This window comes from Acinetobacter sp. P1(2023), assembly GCF_028367635.1.
Taxonomy (GTDB): domain Bacteria; phylum Pseudomonadota; class Gammaproteobacteria; order Pseudomonadales; family Moraxellaceae; genus Acinetobacter; species Acinetobacter pittii_E.
In genome coordinates, this window is record NZ_JAQNDD010000012.1 from 61176 (window position 1) to 83185 (window position 22010).

At 40.6% G+C, this 22010-nt stretch carries 19 protein-coding genes; 10 read left to right on the forward strand and 9 right to left on the reverse strand.

What is annotated here, in order from left to right; all coding sequences use genetic code 11:
- Nucleotides 1-12 precede the first annotated feature (12 nt).
- Nucleotides 13-2910, reverse strand: coding sequence for a valine--tRNA ligase (locus POD11_RS15810; protein ID WP_262457876.1), 2898 nt, complete (start codon nt 2908-2910; stop codon nt 13-15).
- Between the two features lie 196 nt (nt 2911-3106).
- Here POD11_RS15810 and POD11_RS15815 point away from each other — a divergent pair, with 196 nt between their 5' ends.
- From POD11_RS15815 to POD11_RS15825, 3 genes are read left to right on the forward strand one after another with little or no spacing between them, the layout of a single operon-like run.
- Nucleotides 3107-3778: a hypothetical protein gene (locus POD11_RS15815; protein ID WP_262457877.1), complete on the forward strand. Its 672-nt coding sequence runs from the start codon at nt 3107-3109 to the stop codon at nt 3776-3778.
- Between the two features lie 25 nt (nt 3779-3803).
- Nucleotides 3804-4610 (forward strand): SDR family NAD(P)-dependent oxidoreductase, encoded by an 807-nt coding sequence (locus tag POD11_RS15820; RefSeq protein ID WP_262457880.1) that lies wholly within the window; start codon nt 3804-3806, stop codon nt 4608-4610.
- Between the two features lie 53 nt (nt 4611-4663).
- Nucleotides 4664-5098, forward strand: a complete 435-nt coding sequence (locus POD11_RS15825) for a nuclear transport factor 2 family protein (protein ID WP_224992908.1) — start codon at nt 4664-4666, stop codon at nt 5096-5098.
- On the opposite strand, the gene POD11_RS15830 is transcribed toward POD11_RS15825, so the two are convergent.
- From POD11_RS15830 to sdsA, 8 genes are all read right to left on the reverse strand, one after another.
- Complete coding sequence (locus POD11_RS15830) at nt 5095-5529, reverse strand: YbjQ family protein (protein WP_016143192.1); 435 nt, start codon at nt 5527-5529, stop codon at nt 5095-5097. The genes POD11_RS15825 and POD11_RS15830 overlap by 4 nt on opposite strands.
- A gap of 7 nt (nt 5530-5536) precedes the next feature.
- Complete coding sequence (locus tag POD11_RS15835; RefSeq protein ID WP_262457882.1) at nt 5537-5887, reverse strand: YbjQ family protein; 351 nt, start codon at nt 5885-5887, stop codon at nt 5537-5539.
- Between the two features lie 108 nt (nt 5888-5995).
- Entirely contained in the window at nt 5996-7447 is a 1452-nt protein-coding gene (adeK, locus tag POD11_RS15840; protein ID WP_239968245.1) for a multidrug efflux RND transporter outer membrane channel subunit AdeK, read from the reverse strand.
- The gene (gene adeJ / locus POD11_RS15845) at nt 7447-10623 is read right to left on the reverse strand and encodes a multidrug efflux RND transporter permease subunit AdeJ (RefSeq protein ID WP_016143194.1); all 3177 of its coding nucleotides are present in this window, start codon (nt 10621-10623) and stop codon (nt 7447-7449) included. Before adeJ ends, adeK begins: the two co-directional genes overlap by 1 nt.
- A gap of 12 nt (nt 10624-10635) precedes the next feature.
- Nucleotides 10636-11886: a multidrug efflux RND transporter periplasmic adaptor subunit AdeI gene (gene adeI, locus POD11_RS15850; protein ID WP_016143195.1), complete on the reverse strand. Its 1251-nt coding sequence runs from the start codon at nt 11884-11886 to the stop codon at nt 10636-10638.
- Between the two features lie 24 nt (nt 11887-11910).
- Complete coding sequence (locus POD11_RS15855; protein ID WP_016143196.1) at nt 11911-12537, reverse strand: phosphatase PAP2 family protein; 627 nt, start codon at nt 12535-12537, stop codon at nt 11911-11913.
- 183 nt (nt 12538-12720) lie between these two features.
- On the reverse strand, nt 12721-14781 hold the full coding sequence (locus POD11_RS15860) for a site-specific recombinase (protein WP_262457907.1): 2061 nt from the start codon (nt 14779-14781) through the stop codon (nt 12721-12723).
- Between the two features lie 14 nt (nt 14782-14795).
- On the reverse strand, nt 14796-15773 hold the full coding sequence (gene sdsA / locus POD11_RS15865; protein WP_262457883.1) for an All-trans-nonaprenyl-diphosphate synthase: 978 nt from the start codon (nt 15771-15773) through the stop codon (nt 14796-14798).
- Nucleotides 15774-16214: 441 nt separating this feature from the next.
- Between sdsA and rplU the strand changes: the two genes are divergently transcribed.
- From rplU to POD11_RS15900, 7 genes are all read left to right on the forward strand, one after another.
- A complete protein-coding gene (gene rplU, locus POD11_RS15870) occupies nt 16215-16526 on the forward strand; it encodes a 50S ribosomal protein L21 (protein WP_000271409.1) in 312 nt (103 codons plus the stop codon).
- Nucleotides 16527-16544: 18 nt separating this feature from the next.
- Nucleotides 16545-16802 (forward strand): 50S ribosomal protein L27, encoded by a 258-nt coding sequence (rpmA, locus tag POD11_RS15875; RefSeq protein ID WP_002116037.1) that lies wholly within the window; start codon nt 16545-16547, stop codon nt 16800-16802.
- A 239-nt stretch (nt 16803-17041) separates the two neighbouring features.
- Nucleotides 17042-17737 carry an outer membrane lipoprotein chaperone LolA gene (lolA, locus tag POD11_RS15880; protein WP_016143199.1) on the forward strand — a complete coding sequence of 232 codons (696 nt, stop codon included), beginning with the start codon at nt 17042-17044 and terminating at the stop codon, nt 17735-17737.
- 116 nt (nt 17738-17853) lie between these two features.
- Entirely contained in the window at nt 17854-18654 is an 801-nt protein-coding gene (locus tag POD11_RS15885; RefSeq protein WP_262457885.1) for an RsiV family protein, read from the forward strand.
- A gap of 118 nt (nt 18655-18772) precedes the next feature.
- Nucleotides 18773-20044 carry a serine--tRNA ligase gene (gene serS, locus POD11_RS15890; protein WP_016143201.1) on the forward strand — a complete coding sequence of 424 codons (1272 nt, stop codon included), beginning with the start codon at nt 18773-18775 and terminating at the stop codon, nt 20042-20044.
- A gap of 67 nt (nt 20045-20111) precedes the next feature.
- Nucleotides 20112-21485 carry a siroheme synthase CysG gene (cysG, locus tag POD11_RS15895; RefSeq protein ID WP_239968196.1) on the forward strand — a complete coding sequence of 458 codons (1374 nt, stop codon included), beginning with the start codon at nt 20112-20114 and terminating at the stop codon, nt 21483-21485.
- Nucleotides 21486-21528: 43 nt separating this feature from the next.
- Entirely contained in the window at nt 21529-22002 is a 474-nt protein-coding gene (locus POD11_RS15900) for a tRNA (cytidine(34)-2'-O)-methyltransferase (RefSeq protein WP_002116042.1), read from the forward strand.
- Nucleotides 22003-22010 lie beyond the last annotated feature (8 nt).

The following is a 22010-nucleotide window of genomic DNA, read 5'->3' on the forward strand; positions in this document are numbered from 1 at the left end:
CAAATGACTGTATTAAAGCGCAGCAATCTGCTCCATGTTCGCTTTAACTTTCTCTAACTGAGCAGCAAACTCAGCAAGCTTCGCTTTTTCACCTTCAACAACAGCTGCTGGTGCTTTAGAAACAAAGCCTTCATTTGCAAGTTTGCCCGCGATTTGGTCGTGTTGCTTTTGGATTTTATCCAAGTCTTTTTGCAAACGAGCAAGCTCAGCTTTAGGATCGATTAAACCTTTCATTGGTACAAATACCGATGCATGGCTAACAACGCTAGAGCAAGACAAAGGTGGCTCTTGGTCTTTATTCAAGAACTCAATGCTTTCAACTTTAGCCAATGCTTTGAACAATGCTTCAATACGAATGATTTGTTCACGTTCAGCATCAGATGTGTTTTGAAGTAATACTGGCAACAAGCGCGCATTACCTAAGCCCAACTCACCACGAATGTTACGTACTGCACCAATCAAACCTTGAAGCCATTGCATATCTGCTTCAGCTTGTTCATTGATTTTTGCTTGCTCAGGAATAGGGTATTGAGCAGTCATAATCGTTGGGCCGCCTTGACCAAGCATTGGTGCAAGAGTCTGCCAGATTTCTTCTGTCAAATACGGCATAAGCGGATGAGCCAAACGTAAAGAAGCTTCCATTACAGCAAGTAATACACGGCGTACTTCAGCTTTACGCTCTTCTGAAACTTCTGCATCGTTCAGAACTGGTTTAGTTAATTCAACGTACCAGTCGCAGTATTCATTCCAGATAAAGTCGTAAATCGCTTGTGCAGCAAGGTCTAAACGATACGTTGCAAACGCTTGATGTACAGCAGCTTCTGCTTTTTGTAGACGGCTAATAATCCATTGTTCTGGAAGTTCCCAAAGATCAGGACGAGCTTGTTGACCAACAGTTTGACCTTCAACATTCATCAGAACGAAACGAGTTGCGTTCCAGATTTTATTACAGAAGTTACGGTAGCCTTCAACACGTTTTAAGTCGAACTTGATGTCACGACCCGTGTTTGCAAGTGCACAGAACGTGAAACGAACTGCATCAGTACCGTAAGCATTAATGCCTTCTGGGAACTCTTTACGCGTTGATTTTTCAATCTTCGCAGCATCTTTCGGGTTCATTAGGCCAGTTGTACGTTTCGCAACTAAGCTTTCTAAATCAATACCGTCAATCAAGTCTAATGGGTCAAGTACGTTACCTTTAGACTTCGACATTTTTTGACCTTCACCATCACGTACCAAGCCGTGAACGTAAACAGTCTTAAATGGAACTTGCGATGAACCATCTTCATTTTTCATGAAGTGTAGGGTCATCATGATCATACGGGCAACCCAGAAGAAAATGATGTCAAAACCAGTCACCAACACATCTGTTGGGTGGAAGGTTTTTAAGAAATCGTTTGCTGCATCTTTTTGTGCGTCGCCAGTCCAACCTAAGGTTGAGAATGTCCAAAGTGCAGATGAGAACCATGTATCAAGAACGTCTTCGTCTTGTTTAAGTTCAACGTCAGCAGCGATGTTGTTTTTCGCACGTACTTCTTCTTCGTTACGGCCAACATAGATATTGCCATTTGCATCGTACCAAGCTGGAATACGATGACCCCACCAAAGCTGACGTGAAATACACCAGTCTTGAATGTCACGCATCCATGCCATGTACATGTTGCTGTACTGCTCTGGAACAAACTTAATACGGCCATCTTGAACTGCTTCAATTGCAGGCTCAGCAAGAGGCGCAATTTTTACGTACCATTGGTCAGTCAGTAATGGCTCAATGATCACGCCTGAACGGTCGCCGCGTGGAGCTTTTAAGTCATACGGTTGGATTTGATCTAACCAGCCTTCCGCTTCAGCTTGAGTAACTAATTTTTTACGTGCTTCAAAACGCTCTAAACCCGCATAGTCCGCAGGTGCAGTAATCGTTTTAGAAATTTGTTCGCCAGCTTTTGCAATATATTCAAACTCACCTAAAACTTCGGCGTTTTTGTTGAAGATATTAATGATTGGCAAGCTATTACGTTTACCTAGGTCATAATCATTGAAGTCATGAGCAGGGGTGATTTTTACACAGCCAGTACCGAAGTCTTTTTCAACGTAGTCGTCAGCAACGATCGGAATTAAACGGCCTGTGATTGGCAATACAATATTTTTACCAACAAGGTGTGCATAACGCTCATCTTCAGGGTGAACAGCAACCGCAGTATCACCAAGTAAAGTTTCAGGACGAGTTGTTGCAACGACTAAATAGTCTTTGCCGTCTTGAGTTTTAACTGATTTGTCTTCAAAGAAATATTTAAAGTGCCAAAGTGAGCCTTTTTCTTCTTTGCTTTCTACTTCAAGGTCAGAAAGAGCTGTTTGAAGTTTAGGATCCCAGTTTACAAGGCGCTTACCACGGTAAATTAAACCGTCTTCGTGCAAACGAACGAATACTTCTTTAACAGCATTTGATAAACCTTCGTCCATCGTGAAGCGTTCACGTGACCAGTCTACCGAAGAACCTAAGCGACGAATTTGTTTAGTGATTGTGCCGCCAGATTGTTCTTTCCATTCCCAAACTTTGTCGATGAACTTATCACGGCCTAAGTCGTGACGAGTTACACCTTGTAAGCCAAGTTGACGCTCAACAACCATTTGAGTTGCAATACCGGCGTGGTCAGTACCTGGTTGCCACAACGTGTTTTTGCCCATCATACGGTTATAACGGGTAAGGGCATCCATAATGGCATTGTTAAAACCATGGCCCATGTGCAAACTACCAGTGACGTTTGGTGGCGGAATCATGATACAGAATGATTCACCGTGACCAGAAGGTTTGAAGTAACCTTGTTCTTCCCACGTTTTGTACCACTTCTTTTCGATCTCGGTTGGATCGTATGTGGTGGCAATATTTTGAGCGGTTTGAGCGTCAGTCATAGTAGCTTAGATCGAATATGCATAAAAAATTGCACCTATTGTAGCAAAAAAATGCCTCGAAATTAATGTGCTGAAAACAGATAAACGGTTTTGTATTTTTTTCAAAAAACGGTAGATTTATGAAAGATGGATCACAATTTAATCGTGTAGCGACACGACACAAAAATTACAAAAGAATTGAAAAAGGATGCTGCTGATGAGTTATGAAGTTTTTTTGAAAATTTCCGATTCGACTTATACCCAATTCGAGGCTATTCGGCAAAAACTGCATGATGGGGTAAGCCAAAGTCAGGCAAAAGTTTTGGGGGATGTATTGTCTGAACTTTCTTGCGAAATTATTGAGCAGGTTTTTTCTGTACTTTTACAGTCAGGGAATACAACTATGTCTCCAAAACAACAAGCTGAGTCTGAAAAAGTTATTCAGCAAGTTTTAGAGACTTTTCGAAAATACATGCCTTGGTCGGTTTCATTTTTTGGAAATGAACGTCTTTTACCTTTAGTTGACTACATGACCTCTCTCATGAAAGAGCAGGGGCAGCAAGTTTATATTACCTATCCGGTCACACTTCAACTTGTACAACAAACCGAAACCCTTACGCAGCAAATTCGTGACGGTAATATGCAAAGTATTACGGCTGCATTTGAGACGCTTATAGAAATTGTGGATTTAGGCGTAACAAGCCTAGTACGTGAACCAAAAAAGCGTTTAAAATTTAATTTAGTTGTCGATAAAACTCTTAACGGAGTCATCAACATGACAACGCATTTGGGCTATAAACGTTTGGAAAAGTTAGGGACACAGGTCGATCAGACCACAGCAACTCATTATATCAACCACTTTTTGGCCTTCATGCATCAAGCAGCATAATTTAAAAAGATAATAGGAATATCACATGGCCAAACTTGATACTTTGCAAAATAAAGTGGTATGGATTACGGGCGCATCTTCTGGTTTGGGTAAGGCCTTAGCAGGAGAGCTCGCTTTACAAGGGGCAAAGTTGATTTTGACCTCGCGCCGTTTTGAAGAGCTAGAAGAGGTTCGGGTTGGTTTATTAAACCCAGATCATCATTTGTCTGTGGTTGCAGATATTACTGATGAAAAGCAGGTTCAAGAAGCTTACAAAGAGATTTTAAAGGCTAAAGGTCGTATTGACTGGCTCATCAATAATGCAGGTTTGAGTCAACGCGCTTTAATTAAAGATACGACCATGGCAACTGAACGCGCCATTATGGAAGTCGATTATTTCTCGCAAGTCGCGTTAACCAAAACTGTGCTGCCGACCATGCTAAAACAAAAGTCTGGTCGAGTTGTATTTGTGTCGAGTGTAGCGGGTTTATTAGGGACTCAGTACCGTGCAAGCTATTCGGCTGCTAAAGCAGCAATTCACATGTGGGCAAATAGTTTGCGTGCTGAGGTCTCAGATCAAGGTGTTGAAGTTTCAGTTATTTTCCCTGGTTTTGTAAAAACTAACGTTTCGTTCAATGCACTTAATGGTGCAGGGGAACCCCAAGGCCACCAAGATGAAGCAATTGAAAATGGTTTAGACGCGGATGTTTTTGCAGAGCAAGCTGTGAAAGCTTTAATGCAGGGTCAAGAATATATCGTTGTGGGGGGGACTAAAGAAAAACTAGGTGTAATGGTTTCTCGGATGTCACCAAAACTTCTTTATAAAATGATTCGGAAAACAAAAGTAAAATAAAAAAGTGATATTGCCGTGCTAAATTGGTGAAAAACCCGTATAGAAGGTTCGCCATGGATCAGGATTATCACCGTATTTTAGAAGTCATCACGCGTTTTCAATTGGTCTTTGACCAGAAAAATTGGGACGCTTTTGATGAGTTGTTGGCAGATCAGCTTGAGGTGGATTATTTTCAGTTTAGGGGCGAGCCTTTATGTGTCGTGTCTTGTCATGAGTATAAAGGTTCTCGGCAGCAAGCTTTATCCCATTTGCGACTACAGCACAATTTGAGTAATCCAATTATTCGTATTGAACAAGACCAAGCATGGCTAGAGTGTAATTATCAGATTTATCGTTTTTCAGAAAATGACTATTTTCATTCTTTTGGTCGTTATTACTTCACTTTGGCTAAACAACAGGACCGTTGGAAAATTACAGGGATTTGCCAACATTTAACTAAAAATATTGGTAATCCACGCATTCACTTTTCTGCTGTAGGGCAGTATTAATCTTTTACTGCTGTACCATATGCAAATACTTCAACCATTCCACCTTGCATACCAAGTTCGGTTGTACTCAGCCGAACTCCCATAATATGGTTAGCTCCTGCGGTATGGGCTTGTTGTTTTAAACGTACAATAGCCTCTCGGCGAGCACGCTCAACAATACTTTCATAACTGGTCAGTCTTCCACCCAAAACATTCTTTATAGATGCCAATACATATTTAAAATAGTCATGAGAAATGACCACATTACTGCTAATAAAATGGCCCAGTTGATCACTTGTTGCAAAACGATTGGTATCAATTCTGATATGGGCAAATTGTTGCTCTTTTTCTAAAAGTTCATTCAAATGTTTTCTTTCAATATGACGTCCAAAAGCCCAGCCAATACTGAAAAGAATGAGAAAAATAACAAGCTGAAAAATAAGATTGTCCATTTTCTACCTATGCATTAAATGGATCGGGTAGATGGGGCGCTTGAGGTTCCACAACTACTGCTGTGCCATATACGAATAACTCAGAAGCACCTTGGGCAATATTTGAAGTTGAAAAGCGTATACCGACAATTGCATTCGCACCAAGCTGCTGGGCTTTTACAATCATACGTTGCATGGCTTCTTGGCGAGATTCTTCTAATAATTCGGTATAACCCGTAAGTTCACCACCTACAATATTTTTTAAACTTGCCATCAAGTCACGGCCAACATGCTTACTACGAACCGTACTTCCATAAACAACATCAAGCTGTTTCAAAATCTGGTGGCCTGGAACACTTTCTAAATTACTCAGTAACATTGTTTTTTATCAATCTAAATTCTTAAGGTTTCAAGATAAAAAATATTCAGTTGAGTTGCAATAAAAAAGCCCACCGAAGTGAGCTTTTATGAATAAGTTATTTAAAACTTATTGCTTTTTAAGTTCAGCACTAGATGGTTGATTAACCACTGTATCGGAAGTATTTGCTTTTAAACCACCACCTAGAGTTTTGTATAACTCGATTTGGTTGTTTAAGTTTGCTTGTTGAAGCAATAACAAACCTTGTTCTGCTGAATAAGATGAACGCTGTGCATCAAGAACCGTTAAGTAACTATCAATACCAGCACGGAAGCGGGCATTTGAAAGTGTGTAGTTGCGGTTAGTTGCTTCTACTAAACGTTGTTGAGCTGTTAAACGCTCACCAATGTTGGCACGAGTTGCAAGTGCGTCATTAACTTCACGGAACGCAGACTGAACTGATTTTTCATAATCAGACAATGCAATTTTCTGATCAGTTTCAGAAATTTTTACATTGGCACGACGAGTGCCCCAGTCAAAGATTGGTAAATCTAAGCTTGGTCCAATTGACCACACAAAACCACCCGACTTAAATAGATCACTTAAGTCAGTTGATGCGTAACCTGCAGAACCCGTTAAGCTAATCGTTGGGAATAAACGTGCTTTTGCAGCACCGATATTCGCACCAGCAGCGCTTAAGTTATATTCGGCAGCTTTTACATCTGGACGGTTGTTAAGCAAGTCACTTGGTAAACCAGCTGTAAACACATTTTGTTGAGTAATGCGTTTTACAGGTTGGGTTGGCAACAAGTTTTGTGGAACTGATTGGCCTACTAACAAGTTCAACAAGTTTTGTGCTTGAGCAATCTGTGTTTTGTAGTTCGCTACATCATTACGCGCAGTTTCTACAGAAATCTGTGCCTGACGTAGTGGAACTTCACTGTCGATACCCACATCAAAACGTTTTTTGTTGAGATTGTAAGAGTCTTGCTGTGCTTTAAGTGTTTGCTCTGCAAGTCTTAAATTCGCTGTTGCGAAAGAATAATTTAACCATGCTTGAGCAACTTGACTGATTAGACTGATTTGAGTCGAATCACGTGCACTTTGTGTTGAAAGGTAACTATCTAACGCAGCATCTTTTAAGCTACGTACACGGCCCCAAAAATCAAGCTCATAGGCAGTTACACCCAAACCTACTTGATAAGTAGAGTAGGGGTTATTCGGATCACGGCTTTGTGAAACCTGACGAATTGCACTACCACTTGCCCCGATTGTTGGAAGCTGGTTATTCTGCGTAATTCGATATTGCTGTTGAGCACGTTCGATATTGAGCGTTGCTGTACGTAAGTCGCGGTTGTTGGCAAGTGCCAAATCAATCACTCCGAGCAAACGAGGGTCAGCAAAGAACTGTTTGTAACCCTGTTCAGCAATAGACGTACCAGAAGCGCTATATGTATAGCTTTGTGGAATATCGGTTTTCACGACTGGTTCTGGGCCGCGCATGCTTTGACAAGCTGACAAAGCAAGCGCAAGTGCAGATACCGCAATGCTACGACCTGAAATAGACCATACGTTTTGCATCACGATTTATGCTCCTGAGTGTTTATGGTTTTTGGTTTGTACTTAAAGATACTACGAATCCACACATAGAATACAGGGATAAAGAAGATACCTAAGAACGTTGCACTGAGTACGCCACCGAGTACACCGTAACCGACAGAGTGCTGACTTCCTGCACCAGCACCAGTTGAAAGGGCAAGCGGAAGTACACCAAAACCGAAGGCAAGGGTAGTCATGATAATTGGACGTAAACGCATTTTTGCGGCATGTAAAGTTGCCTCAATCAGGTCTTCACCTTTTTCCTGCAGCTCTTTTGCGAACTCAACAATCAAGATCGCATTTTTTGCAGAAAGACCGATTACCGCAATCATTGCTACCTGGAAGTAAATGTTATTTGAGAGATTTGGATCTCCTTTAATAATCATGCCCAAGTAAGTTAATACGATTGCACCAATAATACCGAGTGGTACTACAAGTAAAACCGAGAACGGAATCGACCAGCTTTCATACAATGCGGCCAAGCAAAGGAAAACGATTAACAATGAAAGTGCATATAAGAATGGAGCTTGAGCACCAGACTCACGTTCTTCAAGTGATAAACCTGTCCATTCATAGTCGAAACCTTGTAAGCCCATAGATGGTAACTTAGCAATAATTTCTTCCATCGCTTTCATTGAGTCACCAGAGCTTACGCCAGGTGCAGGTGTACCTTGAATGTTAACCGATGACACGCCGTTATAACGTTCAAGACGTGGAGAACCATATGTCCATTCGCCAGTAGCAAATGCAGAGAACGGAACCATCTCGCCTTTGTTATTACGTACATACCACTTGTTTAAGTCTTCAGGCATCATACGGCTACCCGCATCACCTTGAACATAAACTTTTTTCACACGTCCACGGTCAACGAAATCGTTAATGTATGAGCCACCCCATGCAATACGCATCGTATTGTTAATGTCGGCAATACTCACGCCCATAGCACCAGCTTGAGCCTGATCTACATTAATTTGATACTGCGGTGTATCTTCTTGACCATTAGGGCGAACACCCACAAGACGTTTATCTTGTGCAGCCAAACCTAAGATCGTATTACGTGCAGCAATAAGTTTCTCATGGCCTTGACCACTTGAATCTTTAAGTTGCAAGTTGAATCCGGCTGTTACACCTAATTCAGGCATTGCTGGAAGCTGTAATGGCATAACGTAAGATGCGTCTTTAACGATCATGTTTAATGCCATACCACGCTGAATCAATGCGCCAATTTGAGACTCAGGTGAAGTACGTTCACTCCAGTCTTTCAATTTAACGAAGCCAATACCAGCATTTTGACCAACACCTGTGAATGAGAAGCCCGAAACGGTGAAAATAGATTCCACAGTGTCTTTTTCATTCATGAAGAAGTTTGTCATGGTGTCAATCACTTTACCTGTACGGTCAAGCGTTGCATTTGGTGGTAATTGAACAAGTGTCATTACCACACCCTGATCTTCTTCTGGTAAGAATGAAGACGGGAGTTTTTGGAACAAGAACACTAATAAAGCAATAACCACAGCGTAAAGTACGCCAGAGAAGATTTTGCCTTTAAGCATGCGATTAACACCATTTTGGTAGCTATGCGACATGCGGTCAAAACCATTGTTAAAGCCTCTAAAGAAACGAGCAAAAATATTATTACTTGGTTCTTTGTTAGGATCATGCTGTTTTAAAATGGTTGCACAAAGTGCCGGTGTGAATGTTAACGCCACAATTAACGATAAAACCATTGCTGTTACAAGGGTAATCGAGAACTGACGGTAAATTACACCAGTTGTACCACCAAAGAATGCCATTGGTACGAATACAGCTGTTAATACACTCGTAATACCAACTAACGCGCCAGAAATCTGTTGCATTGATCGTGAAGTCGCCGTAACCGGATCGGTATGCTCTTCACTCATAACACGTTCGACGTTCTCGACGACGACGATGGCATCATCGACCAGAAGACCAATTGCCAATACCATGGCGAACATGGTTAAGGTGTTAATTGAGAAGCCAAAGATATTAATAACAGCGAATGTACCTAATACAACAACTGGTACAGCAAGTGTTGGAATAATCGTTGCACGCCAATTCTGTAAGAACAAGAACATGACAATGAATACCAAAATTACCGCTTCAATTAATGTGTGTACAACACTTTCAATTGAAAGACGAATAAATGGAGTTGTGTCATAAGCCAGTTTGTCTTCAAGACCCGCTGGATAGTTCTTACGTAATTCAGATAAACGATGTTCAACTGCTTCGGCAGTATCAAGTGCGTTCGCACCAGTTGCAATCTTAATTGCAAGACCAGCTGCTGGTTTACCGTTAAACTTCGAGTCGAATTGATAGTTATCAGAACCTAATTCTACGCGAGCAACATCTTTTAATCGAACCTCAGCACCAGATGCTGTGTTCTTTAAGAAGATATTTTTAAACTGTTCAGGAGTTTGCAGCAAACTTTGTGCATTTACTGTTGCGTTAAGCACTTGACCTTGTACAGCCGGTGCACCACCTAATTGACCTACAGCTACTTGTGAGTTTTGCGCTTGTAAAGCTGTCGCAATATCACTAGGTGTAAGCTGATAACTGGTTAACTTAGCTGGATCAAGCCAGATACGCATTGCGTATGAACCACCAAAGACCGTTACCTCACCAACACCAGCCACACGGCTAAGCGGTTCTTTAATAGACGAGTTTACATAGTCTTTAATGTCAGAGTCAGACAAGTTGTTATCTGGTGAATAAAATGCAATAACTTGCAAGAAGCTTGCACCAGATTTAGTAACAGTTACACCTTGACGTTGTACATCTTCAGGTAAAAGTGCAGTTGCAGATTGCAGCTTGTTTTGAACCTGAACCTGTGCAATATCTGGATCAATACCTTGTTCAAAGTTTAATTGAATAGAGGCTTGACCGTTACCAGCACTGTTAGATGAAATATAACGTAAACCATCTAGACCATTCATTTGTTGTTCAATGATCTGGGTTACGGTGTTTTCAACAGTCTCAGCCGATGCACCAGGATAAGTTGCAGCAATCGTAACTGTTGGCGGTGCAATCGTCGGATACTGTGCAATAGGCATTTTTGTTAGCGTGAGAATACCCGCCAACATAATGACTAATGCAATCACCCACGCAAAAATGGGGCGATGAATAAAAAATTGTGCCATTCAATCTACCCCTTATGCATTTGAAGATGCTTTCTGTTCTGCTTGAGGTTTACCTGATTGAGCCGGTTTTGTCGCATTTGGAGCTGCGCCTTGTGGATTTGCTGGTTGAGCTTGGTAAGGTTTTGCTGAAACTTCTTGCCCTTCTTTAACCTTGGCAACACCATCAACAATCACTTTATCACCAACTTTAAGACCGTTAGTCACAATCCAGTTTTGTCCTTGAACACCAGAGGTTTCAACAGGACGACTCTCAACAGTACCTTTGGCATTAACAAGCATTGCTACGGCTTGACCTGTAGGTAAACGCGTAATTGCAGCTTGAGGAATCAGGTAAGCATTAGGCACTACACCTTGAACAATCTGTGCAGTGGTATACATGCCTGGAAGTAACAGGTGATTCGGGTTTGAGAATACGGCACGTAAAGTAATCGTTCCTGTATCCTGATTAACCGAAGCATCAGAGAAAGCAAGTTGTCCTTCGATTGGGTAAGTTGAACCATCTTCGAGCTTCAATTTCACTTTCGTGTTGTTACTATTGTTTAAACTGCCTTTGCTGAGTTGTTGACGTAAACGCAATAACTCGGCACTAGACTGGTTAATATCAACGTAGATCGGGTCTAACTGCTGAATCGTCACTAAAGGATCAGTTTGGTTTGCAGTAACTAAAGCACCTGCTGTTACAGAAGAACGTCCAGACTGACCAGAAATTGGTGAACGAATTGTAGAGTAGCCAAGATCAACATTTGCATTCGTTACTTGAGCTTTAGCTGCAGAAACTTGTGCTTCGGCAACATTAACCTGACCAAGTAAGTCGTCATATTCCTGTCTAGATACAGCATTACTTGAAACAAGTTGCTTATAACGGTTTAGCTTGGTACGTAGTGAAGCTAGATTTGCCTGTTGTTGTAAAAGAGCAGCTTTTGCATTCTCAAGCGTTGCACGGTTCGTTCTAGAGTCGAGCTCATAAAGCGCCTGACCTTCACGAACATAGCTTCCTTCAGCAAACAAGCGTTTTAAAATCACACCGCTTGTTTGAGGGCGAACTTCAGAAATTTGATATGCTGAAGTACGGCCAGAAAGCTCAACGCTTTGTTCAACACTTTGTGGTTGAGCAACAATAACACCTACTTCTGCAGGCGGCATTTTCTGAGCAGCAGCAGCTTGCTGTTTCTCATCGGAGCCTTTGCTACAACCAACAAGTGCGATACTTGTTGCTAATGCGCAAGCAGTAAGGGCAGGAGCCCAAAGCTTAGCCGACATCATTGTTCCACCTCGTTTAGATAAAATCTAAAAATATATTTGTTTTCTACTTAACCTACTTTGTGTTTGTAATAACCAGAGCCAAAGCAGTGCAATCCAAATAAAACCTATGCCCCAACCGGCGAGTACATCTGTTGGAAAATGAACTCCAGCATATATTCTTGAAAGCCCCATGCAGATAAACCAAAAACAGGAGATCAAAATGATATAAGGAGAGTTAATGTTGGGCCTATGGCATAACATTAACATTGCCAGACAAGCTAGTGTTGATGCATAAACACTATGTGCACTTGGGAACGATGCACCATAACTTTCGACAATATGATATGCCTGTGAAGGTCTAGGACGGTCAACACACCACTTGAGCAGCCAACCCATGGTGATACTGCCAAGAACCCCCACGCTAATGAAAATAACAGTAATATATTTTTTATACCATGCTTGATATACACATACCAGAAAGGATAAAAAACATACAAAAGGCATACCGCCTATACGTGCTAAAAAGATCGTAATAGAGTTAAGATAATCTGAACGATTTTCACTCAATATTTGAACGGTGAGAAGATCCAAAGATTGAAGTCTCGGTACAAAAAGGCCAAGAACACCTAATCCTAAAAAAATACAACCAATAAAAAGCAATATATAGGGCATGTATATACCTTTGCTTATTCAAGCAGTGTCCACTACTGAAAGCCGTTAAAAGTGTACTTGCCAGTACACTTTTTTTCAAGCCTGATAGATCATCGTAAATTCATTTTGAAATTTTTTTAACATTTGGAAAAACAATCACAACAAAATTGACGAAAGTCACATTCTGTGTACAAAGCAAAACTTTTAGTGTTCTGTTTTTTTTCCGCTATTTGTTGAGGTATTTTCTTCAAGTTCTAATGGTTGTTTTGGTGGCCAGAAAAAATCGCTCGGGCGAGTCAGGAAATGGGTCATGACTAACTTGGCTAAAGGTTTCCATTGTTCAAAGCGGACTCGACGCGCTCTTAATGCCACAATAATAGTAAGGGTGAAACTCACGAATAAGTTAGTCAGACCAATACATAGCACACCGAGAAAGGAGACTATAATCAAGCCAATATCCGGGCTGCCATTAATGGTCATTAAACCTTGAATAAAGTTGGCAGATGCAAAGGCAATATGACGAATATCTAAAGGTAAGCCTAAAATAAAGCCTATGGTCCCCATACTTCCTAACATGATGCCGAATAAGAAGTTACCGGCTAAAGCACCTAAATTACGTTCAATATATTCAGCAAAACGATTAAGTCGATCTTGCCCAAACCAGTTAGCTAAACGACGATGCGCTCTTAAGCGTGGACCAACTTTTCGATAAACAGCCATGTTGTCAAAATATCCAGCAATCAGACCGGACAAAAATAGACATACTCCCGCAATTGCGGCATGAGGCACTGCTAATGACGTAAAGGGGTTTAAGCTGTGTAGTAGATAAGTCGCCTTGGTATGGGTTAATAACGGTTCATCGAGGTAAAACTGCCAAGCAAAAGTAATCAGTGCTGCAGTAGGGATTGCAATTGAAATGTTACCCAAAATAGCAATGAACTGTGTTCGGATAATATTAATAATGAGGGCCGCTAACTCTGCAATCTGAGCTGTTTTAGAGCCTTTACGTTGTTGTACCGTTGCAGCGAGGGCCGCAGCAGTCATAGCGGGTTGTTTGGTTGCAACAGTAAAGTGCAGAACATGAATCAGAATGAAACCCAGAGAATAATTCATACTGAACGTAAAGGCTTGCATGAGCGGAGCCATGGTCATTCTTGATGCAAGAATTTTTAAAGATGCCATAAAGGCAATAATGACACCTGCACCAGCGGCTGCTTTATACATTCCCCAAAAGCCTTTGGTATCTGTACTTACATAATGCTCACCTGTACGGCTGGCATTTTCGGTAACCTGAAAGGCAATGAGTTCACTGGTTGTGCTGAGTAAAGAGCGCACACTTTTTTCGCTGTAGTGTGCCTTGGTTAAATCGGAAATAAGATGTCCTAAGGAAATATATTTTCCATGAGTGTTGTCTACGACCAGATAAAGTAATAGTTCAATACGATCAAGACATTGTTCAAGTAATGACAGTAAATAAGTCAAACTTAAACTAACACCAATTCTTTTCGTAGCACGGCGAATCTTTAATACAACATCCCGACATTGTTCCAACATAACGAATGCTTGTGATGCATCGGGAGGAGCAATAACTGCAATTTCATGATCAGAAAGTTCTTGTTTCTTATATTTTTCTATAAACTCAATAATTTCACGATTTTGAACTAAAAATGGAGATTCATATTCCGTTAATTCTGGTTGAGCATTAATAAATTCGGGATAAAGTCCAATTCCACTAATTCGATAAGATAAGACAGTGATGGCTTTAATCATTTCACTTTGAATGACAAGCTTTTCATCGACATTACTTTGGCTTTGCCCAATAAGACTAAATAAATTTGACCAATCTTCATCAGCAATATTATTGAGCCAGATTTTGTCACTTTCTAAATAGAAAATTTTTCCAATTAAAATTTTGAGTTGGCTTGAGTCTTCGATTAGCGGTAAAAAATGTGCTCCAAGTCTTTGTCCGAGCTGGTTCCAGAAACCATCTAAAGACAAAATCCCGCTGTCCGCATATAAGCTGACTTGCTTATAGCGATTAATCAAACGTAATAAGAAAGTTTGTAATAAAAAGGGTGCTGTAGGTGTGCGTAAAAGACTTTCAATTAAAGCCTGTATTTTGTTCTTAATTTCATCCGTATCCTCTGGGTCGGATGGGCGGACGACATTGACGAGTTCAATCAGTAGATTTTCATCAATGACAGCTTGAGGATCCTCAAGCTGCTTCTCTATTTTTAAAAAATGTTCTGAAAAATTTACATGCATAGGCAAAATAATATCTATTGTATTCGATGTAACGCAAGCTGAGTTAAGTTAATCAATGCCTGACGATACGGTGTATCGGGTAGGTTTGATAAAGCTTGCAGTGCTGCTTCTGTTTCTTCTTGGGCACGTTGGTTGCAATAATCTAAAGCACCAGACTTCTGTACAATTTCGATGACCTGAGGTAATTGGTCTACTCCACCAGTGGCGATACTGCGACGAATAATCGCATGCTCTTCACCTGTTGAGTGCGCTAATGCAGAAATTAACGGTAAAGTTGGCTTACCTTCCATTAAATCATCACCAATATTTTTACCTAATGTTTCAGCATCTGATGTGTAGTCTAAAATATCATCAATGATTTGGAACGCATTACCAAAATGACCAGCAAACATTCTTAATGGTTCACGGTAAGCTTCTTGCCCTGCCAAAATAGCAGCACCTTCTGTAGCCAACTCAAACAGGCGAGACGTTTTACCATGAATAATTTTTAAATAAGTTTCTTCAGTTGTATCTGGTTGATGCTGGGATTGCAGTTGTAATACTTCACCTTCAGCAATTTCACATGTACCTGTTGAAAAGTCTTTCAATAAAGTCATGTTGTTTAAATCAACCAATAAATCGAAAGCACGGGCAATAAGGAAGTCACCGACTAATACGGCTGTTTGATTGTTCCATGTCGCATTTGCTGTAGGACGACCACGACGAAGCCCAGATTCATCTACTACATCATCATGGACTAATGTCGCAGTATGCAACATTTCAATGATTGCAGCTAAACGCTGTGCGTTTACCATGTTATCTAAACCACAAGCACGGGCTGCAAGTAAACACATGATTGGGCGCATACGCTTTCCGCCAGCTTCAACGACATGCTTGCTGACAGACATGACTAAACCGACTTTTGAGCTAATTCCTTCATTAATCAAGTGATCCATCGCAGCAAAGTCTGAGGCAACAGGCGCAAGAATGTCTTGCTTGAAATCGATGACCATATGAAGAAAAACCCCGTATTGGTAGATAAGTGGCGTTAGTGTATCAATTAAAGATGAGTTGCACAGGTTAACAAGTGGCTGATATTAATCATTTCTATTGTCTTTAAGCGTTCTTTGTTCTTTATTTAAGCAAAACATGATGTTTCCGGCAAAACAATAAATTTAATGACATCAGCATTAATACAACTTGTTCTTGACGCAATTTGTGTCTGGAACTGTATTTTAATTTTCATTCAGAATCAATGAAAACTGCTAAATTCCAATCCAAGCTGTTCGATTTTGTAAGAATAGGGGATCATGCTTTACTGATAGATAGAAAATACTTGTCGTTTGATCAAATTTCACTTAAAATCTGTCGCCTTGTATAACCCCAGTGGCGATCGTTTTAAGATCGATATATCCCTTTATCGACACGACGACACGGGCTGATTGGAGTACATTATGTACGCAGTAATCCAAAGCGGTGGTAAACAGCACCGTGTAGTTGAGGGTGAAACCCTTAAAGTTGAATTATTGAAAGCTGAATCTGGTGCGACTATTACATTTGATGATGTATTAATGGTTGTAAACGGTGACAACATTCAAATCGGTGCTCCAGTTGTAGCTGGCGCTAAAGTAACTGCAGAAGTGATTGGTCATGGTCGTCACGACAAAATCCGCATCATCAAAATGCGTCGTCGTAAACACTACCGTAAACAACAAGGTCACCGTCAATGGTTCACTGAGTTGAAAATTACTGGTATTTCAGGCTAATCACGAGGAGTAAGAGACATGGCAACTAAAAAAGCCGGTGGATCGACGAAGAACGGTCGTGATTCAAACCCAAAAATGTTAGGTGTTAAAGTTTACGGCGGTCAAGCTGTAACTGCTGGTAACATCATCGTTCGTCAACGTGGTACAGAGTTCCACGCTGGTGCAAATGTTGGTATGGGCCGTGACCATACTTTATTTGCTACTGCTGACGGCGTAGTAAAATTCGAAGTGAAAGGTCAATTTGGCCGTCGCTACGTAAAAGTTGAAACTGTATAAGTTTTAGCTTCAAAAAAGCCCACATTTTGTGGGCTTTTTTTATGGTTTTAATTTTTATTTATCTTCATCATGATGAATGAAATTCTACAAACAACATGAATAACATAACAAAATATCTTATTTTCTCAATGATTAGCACAGAGTTTGTCGGTTAATATGAGTCTTGAATTAAGAGCTTGCCAAGTTTCATAACTTTGAAAGAAGGCAAGTTGTCTTACAGCAACTAAAAAGGTGATGACATGAATATGCTTCGTAAAACTATGTGTGCTATTACACTTAGCGCGTCAGTGCTTGCTCCTGTAATGAGCACTACAGTGTTTGCTGCGCCTGTAGCAGCACCGGAGCAACAGGCAATTGGGAACCTGGTTAATCAGTTATCAGGTTTACAGCGTTTGACTGCCGACTTTGAACAAACAACAAAAGCCAATACAAAAACTGTGGCACAGAAAAAGAGTTTAAGTGCACAGCATATGAACCAGACATTTAAAGGCTCAATGAAAGTTGAACGTCCTGGGAAATTTTATTGGGAAACAGTAAGTCCTGCTAAACAAACAATTGTAACGAGCGGGAAAACAGTTTGGATCTATGACCCAGATTTACAGCAAGCAGTCCGTCAAAGCTTAGATGAGCAGGTTGCAGATACGCCAGCGTTATTACTCTCTGGTAATACCAACCAAATCATGAAGTCTTATCGTGTAACGCAACCCGATAAATCTAAACTCTATTTCACATTATTCCCTAAAAAAGAAGATGGTGCATTCCAAAGCTTAACCATTAGTTTTGGAGCAAATAAAGCCCCTACACTGATGGTGTTGCAAGATTCATTAGGTCAAACCACCTATGTGCGCTTTAAGAATGTTAAGGTAAATGCCTCAATTCCTGCATCTGTCTTTAACTTTACGCCGCCAAAAGGTACAGATGTTATTGACCAATAATGAATACCTCTCAAAAAAAGCTACCTTCACGGTAGCTTTTTTCTATGCAAGAGAGATAGATACATTTTTTAACCCCGTCTTATTCTTACGCTTTGTATAGTAATAGGGGTAAATTCATGGGGATTATTATGCGACTTTACGATAAAAAAATTATTTGTATTCTTCCATTAATGGCTGCAATGGCAATTGTGAGTGGTTGCCAACCAAAGTCAGCAGCTAAAGAGGAGCAGGCCACTTCAACTGCAAAAGTTAAAGAGACTAAAGAGGCTGATGTTCCTGTGATTCAAGCAAAAGTAATCCCAGTAAAATTGCCAAAATCAAAAGTTTGTTTAGAAGACGGGTGTACGGAGTATGATTTTCAAACCGTACAGACTAGTCAAAAATGGATTAATGATTACTTCACCAATCGTATAAAGAAAGCAGATCCGAATGCTTTTGCAAATTTAGCCGATCAACCTGTCGAAGTACCTGAAGGTGAACCGAGTTCGAGCCAAAGTGCAATTTATGTTCGCTATTTAGGACAAAATTATAATCTTGCGACTTTTGCATTACAGACTTATTCGTACTCAGCTGGTGCGGCTCATGGTATGTCTCATCAAGAGTTTGTAAATTTTGATTTATTAAATAAAAAGCACATTACTGTTGCTGAACTTATTCAACCAGACGTTGAAAAACAGTTGGTTGATGCCCTCTATGATGCAAATACAAATTGGCTTCAAGAGCACAATATCAATCGTGAAAAACTTCAGCTAAGCGATAATTTTTACTATGGAGCGAATGGCATTGTATTTGTATATCCAATCTATGAGTTGGCGTCTTATGCAGAGGGAATGTCTGAATTAACACTGCCGTATTTTGAAGCGAGTAAATTCATTAAACTTGAGTATTTGCCGAGTGTGCCAAACTATAAGTTCTAAAATAGGTGATCTATTCTAAGAATTGTGTGAAAGCTATTCGTTATGAAGATGATCACTATATTTTTTAGTGTTAAGGCCTTACACTATAGCCAGTTTTTTACCCATATTATGATTGATTATGATCGACCCTAAGTTACTCAGAAATAATATTGAAGCCGTTAATGCGGCTTTGGCAAAACGTGGTGTTCAATTAGATGTTCAAGAATGGGCTTCTTTAGAAACTCGCCGTAAAGACTTGCAATCGAAAACTGAAAAATTGCAGGCAGAACGTAATGCCGGTGCAAAACAAGTGGGTCAGATTAAAAAATCCGGTGGCGACGCTTCTGAAATCATGGCGCGTATGCAAGCCATTGGTGATGAAATCAAAGCTGCTGAAGTTGCTTTATCAGAGCTACAAAACGAGATTGAACAAAAAGCGCTGAGTATTCCTAACTTACCAGATGAATCTGTTCCTGCTGGTAAGGATGAAGATGATAACGTTGAAATCTCAAAATGGGGCACGCCTCGTCAGTTTGATTTTGAAATCAAAGATCATACTGATTTAGGTGAGTGGATGGGCGGTCTAGAGTTTGAGACTGCGACTAAATTGACTGGCTCACGTTTTAGCGTATTGAAAGGCCCTTTAGCACGCTTACAACGTGCATTAACACAATTCATGCTCGATACCCATACTTTAAAAAATGGCTATACAGAAGCTTATGTGCCTTATTTGGTAAATGCTGATTCACTGCGCGGTACTGGTCAGTTACCAAAATTTGAAGAAGATTTATTCAAACTTCAAGGCGAAAAAGAATATTACCTCATCCCTACAGCAGAAGTTCCTGTTACTAACTTTGTTCGTGATGAGATTATTGATGCCGAACGTTTACCTTTAAAATATGCAGCGCATACGCCATGTTTCCGTAGCGAAGCAGGCTCTTATGGTCGCGATACACGTGGTTTAATTCGTCAGCATCAGTTTGATAAAGTTGAGATGGTGCAAATCGTTAAACCTGAAACTTCTATGCAGGCACTTGAAGAACTTACTGCTCATGCTGAGGGCATTTTGCAGGCACTTGGCCTGCCATATCGCAAAATTTTGCTCTGTGGTGGGGATATGGGCTTCGGTGCGACTAAAACTTACGACTTAGAAGTTTGGGTGCCAAGCCAAAATACTTATCGTGAAATTTCAAGCTGCTCTAATATGGGTGATTTTCAGGCACGCCGCATGAAAGCACGCTACAGAATGGATCAAAAGAAGACCGAATTGGTGCACACTTTAAATGGTTCAGGTCTTGCAGTTGGACGTACTTTGCTTGCTGTAATGGAAAATTACCAACGTGAAGACGGTTCTATCGAGATTCCAGAAGTATTACGCCCATATATGGGTGGTGTAACGTTTATTGACTAAGCTTTGCATCTAAATTGTGCACGGTTTTTGCTTAACCTAAATCAGATGATTCATGTAGAGGTTTAAGGTGGATATTTTTCCAATCTCTTTAAAGTTGCAAAAGCAACGTTGTCTGATTGTGGGTGGTGGGCATATTGCGCTACGTAAAGCAAACCTTCTAGCCAAAGCAGGAGCGGTAATTGATATTATTGCTCCTGCAATTGAAGAGCAGCTTTTACAATTGGTCAAAACGACTGGTGGAGAGTATTTTGCTGAGTCTTTTGCCGAAAAAGTATTAAATACGTCTTATCGATTAGTCATTGCGGCAACTAATGATGCGCAGGTGAACAAAGCTGTTTTTGAGCAATGTGAAGCGCGTAATTTACTAGTAAATAGTGTCGATGATATTCCGCACTGCCGTTTTATGGTTCCAGCCATTATTGATCGTTCTCCATTGATCATTTCTGTTGCCTCAAATGGTGCATCGCCAGTTTTATCGAGACAACTTCGTACTCAAATCGAAACGATTGTTCCACATGGCATGGGTAAATTGGCTGAGTTTTCTGGTCAATGGCGTAAGCAAGTAAAAGAAAAGATTACTAACCCCGATGAGCGTCGAATCTTTTGGGAAAACCTCTATGCTAGCCCATTAAAAGAACAAGTTTTTAATGACAATTTAGACGTTGCAAATGATTTGATTCAGCAAGCCTTAACAGAATGGACTGCACCTAAAGGTGAGGTTTATTTGGTAGGGGCTGGACCCGGCGATCCAGAGTTGCTGACACTAAAAGCATTACGTCTTATGCAACAAGCAGATGTCGTGATTTATGATCGTCTTGTTTCTGCACCCATTTTAGAACTTTGCCGCCGTGATGCGACTAAAATTTATGTGGGTAAAGCTCGTTCGAATCACTCTGTTCCCCAAGATGGCATCAATGCTTTACTGGTTGAGTATGCTCAAAAAGGAAAGCGTGTTTGTCGTCTAAAAGGTGGTGATCCGTTTATCTTTGGGCGTGGTGGTGAAGAAATTCAAGAGCTGGTTGAAGCGAATGTCACTTTCCAAGTTGTACCGGGTATAACTGCAGCATCAGGCTGTTCAGCTTATGCAGGTATTCCTTTAACACATCGTGATTATGCACAAAGTGTTCGTTTCTTGACTGGGCATTTAAAGGAAGGTTCACCTGAACTTCCTTGGAATGAGCTGGTTTATGAAAATCAAACTTTGGTTTTATATATGGGGCTAGTTGGCTTGGAGCGTATTTGTGAGCAACTTATTGCTCATGGTCAGCGTGCCAATATGCCGGTGGCTTTAATCTCTAAAGGAACCACACCAGAACAGAAAGTTGTTGTTGGAACATTAGCTGATATCGCAACTAAAGTATCTGAACATCATATCGTGGCGCCAACTTTAACTATTATTGGTGAAGTGGTAAGTTTACGTGAACAGTTAAAATGGCAATAAGCTCATTTGAGTTTATTGCTGGTTATTTAAGTCGAGAAAATTTGTGATTCATGTTGTCCTATACGAGCCTGAAATTCCTGCCAATACAGGCAATATCATTCGTTTATGTGCTAATACGGGCGCACAGTTGCATTTAGTCAAACCTCTAGGTTTTGAATTAGATGATAAAAAGCTCAAACGAGCAGGCCTTGATTATCATGAATGGGCACGTATGCAGATTTGGGACAATATAGAGCTTTGCCTTGCAGATTTAAAAGCTAAAGGTGTCGAGCATGTTTTTCCCCTCACAACTAAAGGTTCTGCAACTCCACATACGGTTGATTTGAACCGGCCTGTGGCTTTACTGATGGGGCCAGAAACACGTGGTTTGCCTGAACATGTTCGCTTAATGTTTCCACAAGAACAGTGGATTCGTTTGCCGATGGCTGAAAACTCAAGAAGTTTAAATTTATCTAATGCAACCGCCGTAATTGTTTATGAAGCATGGCGTCAGCAGGGTTTTAAAAACTTAGGATAAGCTATCGG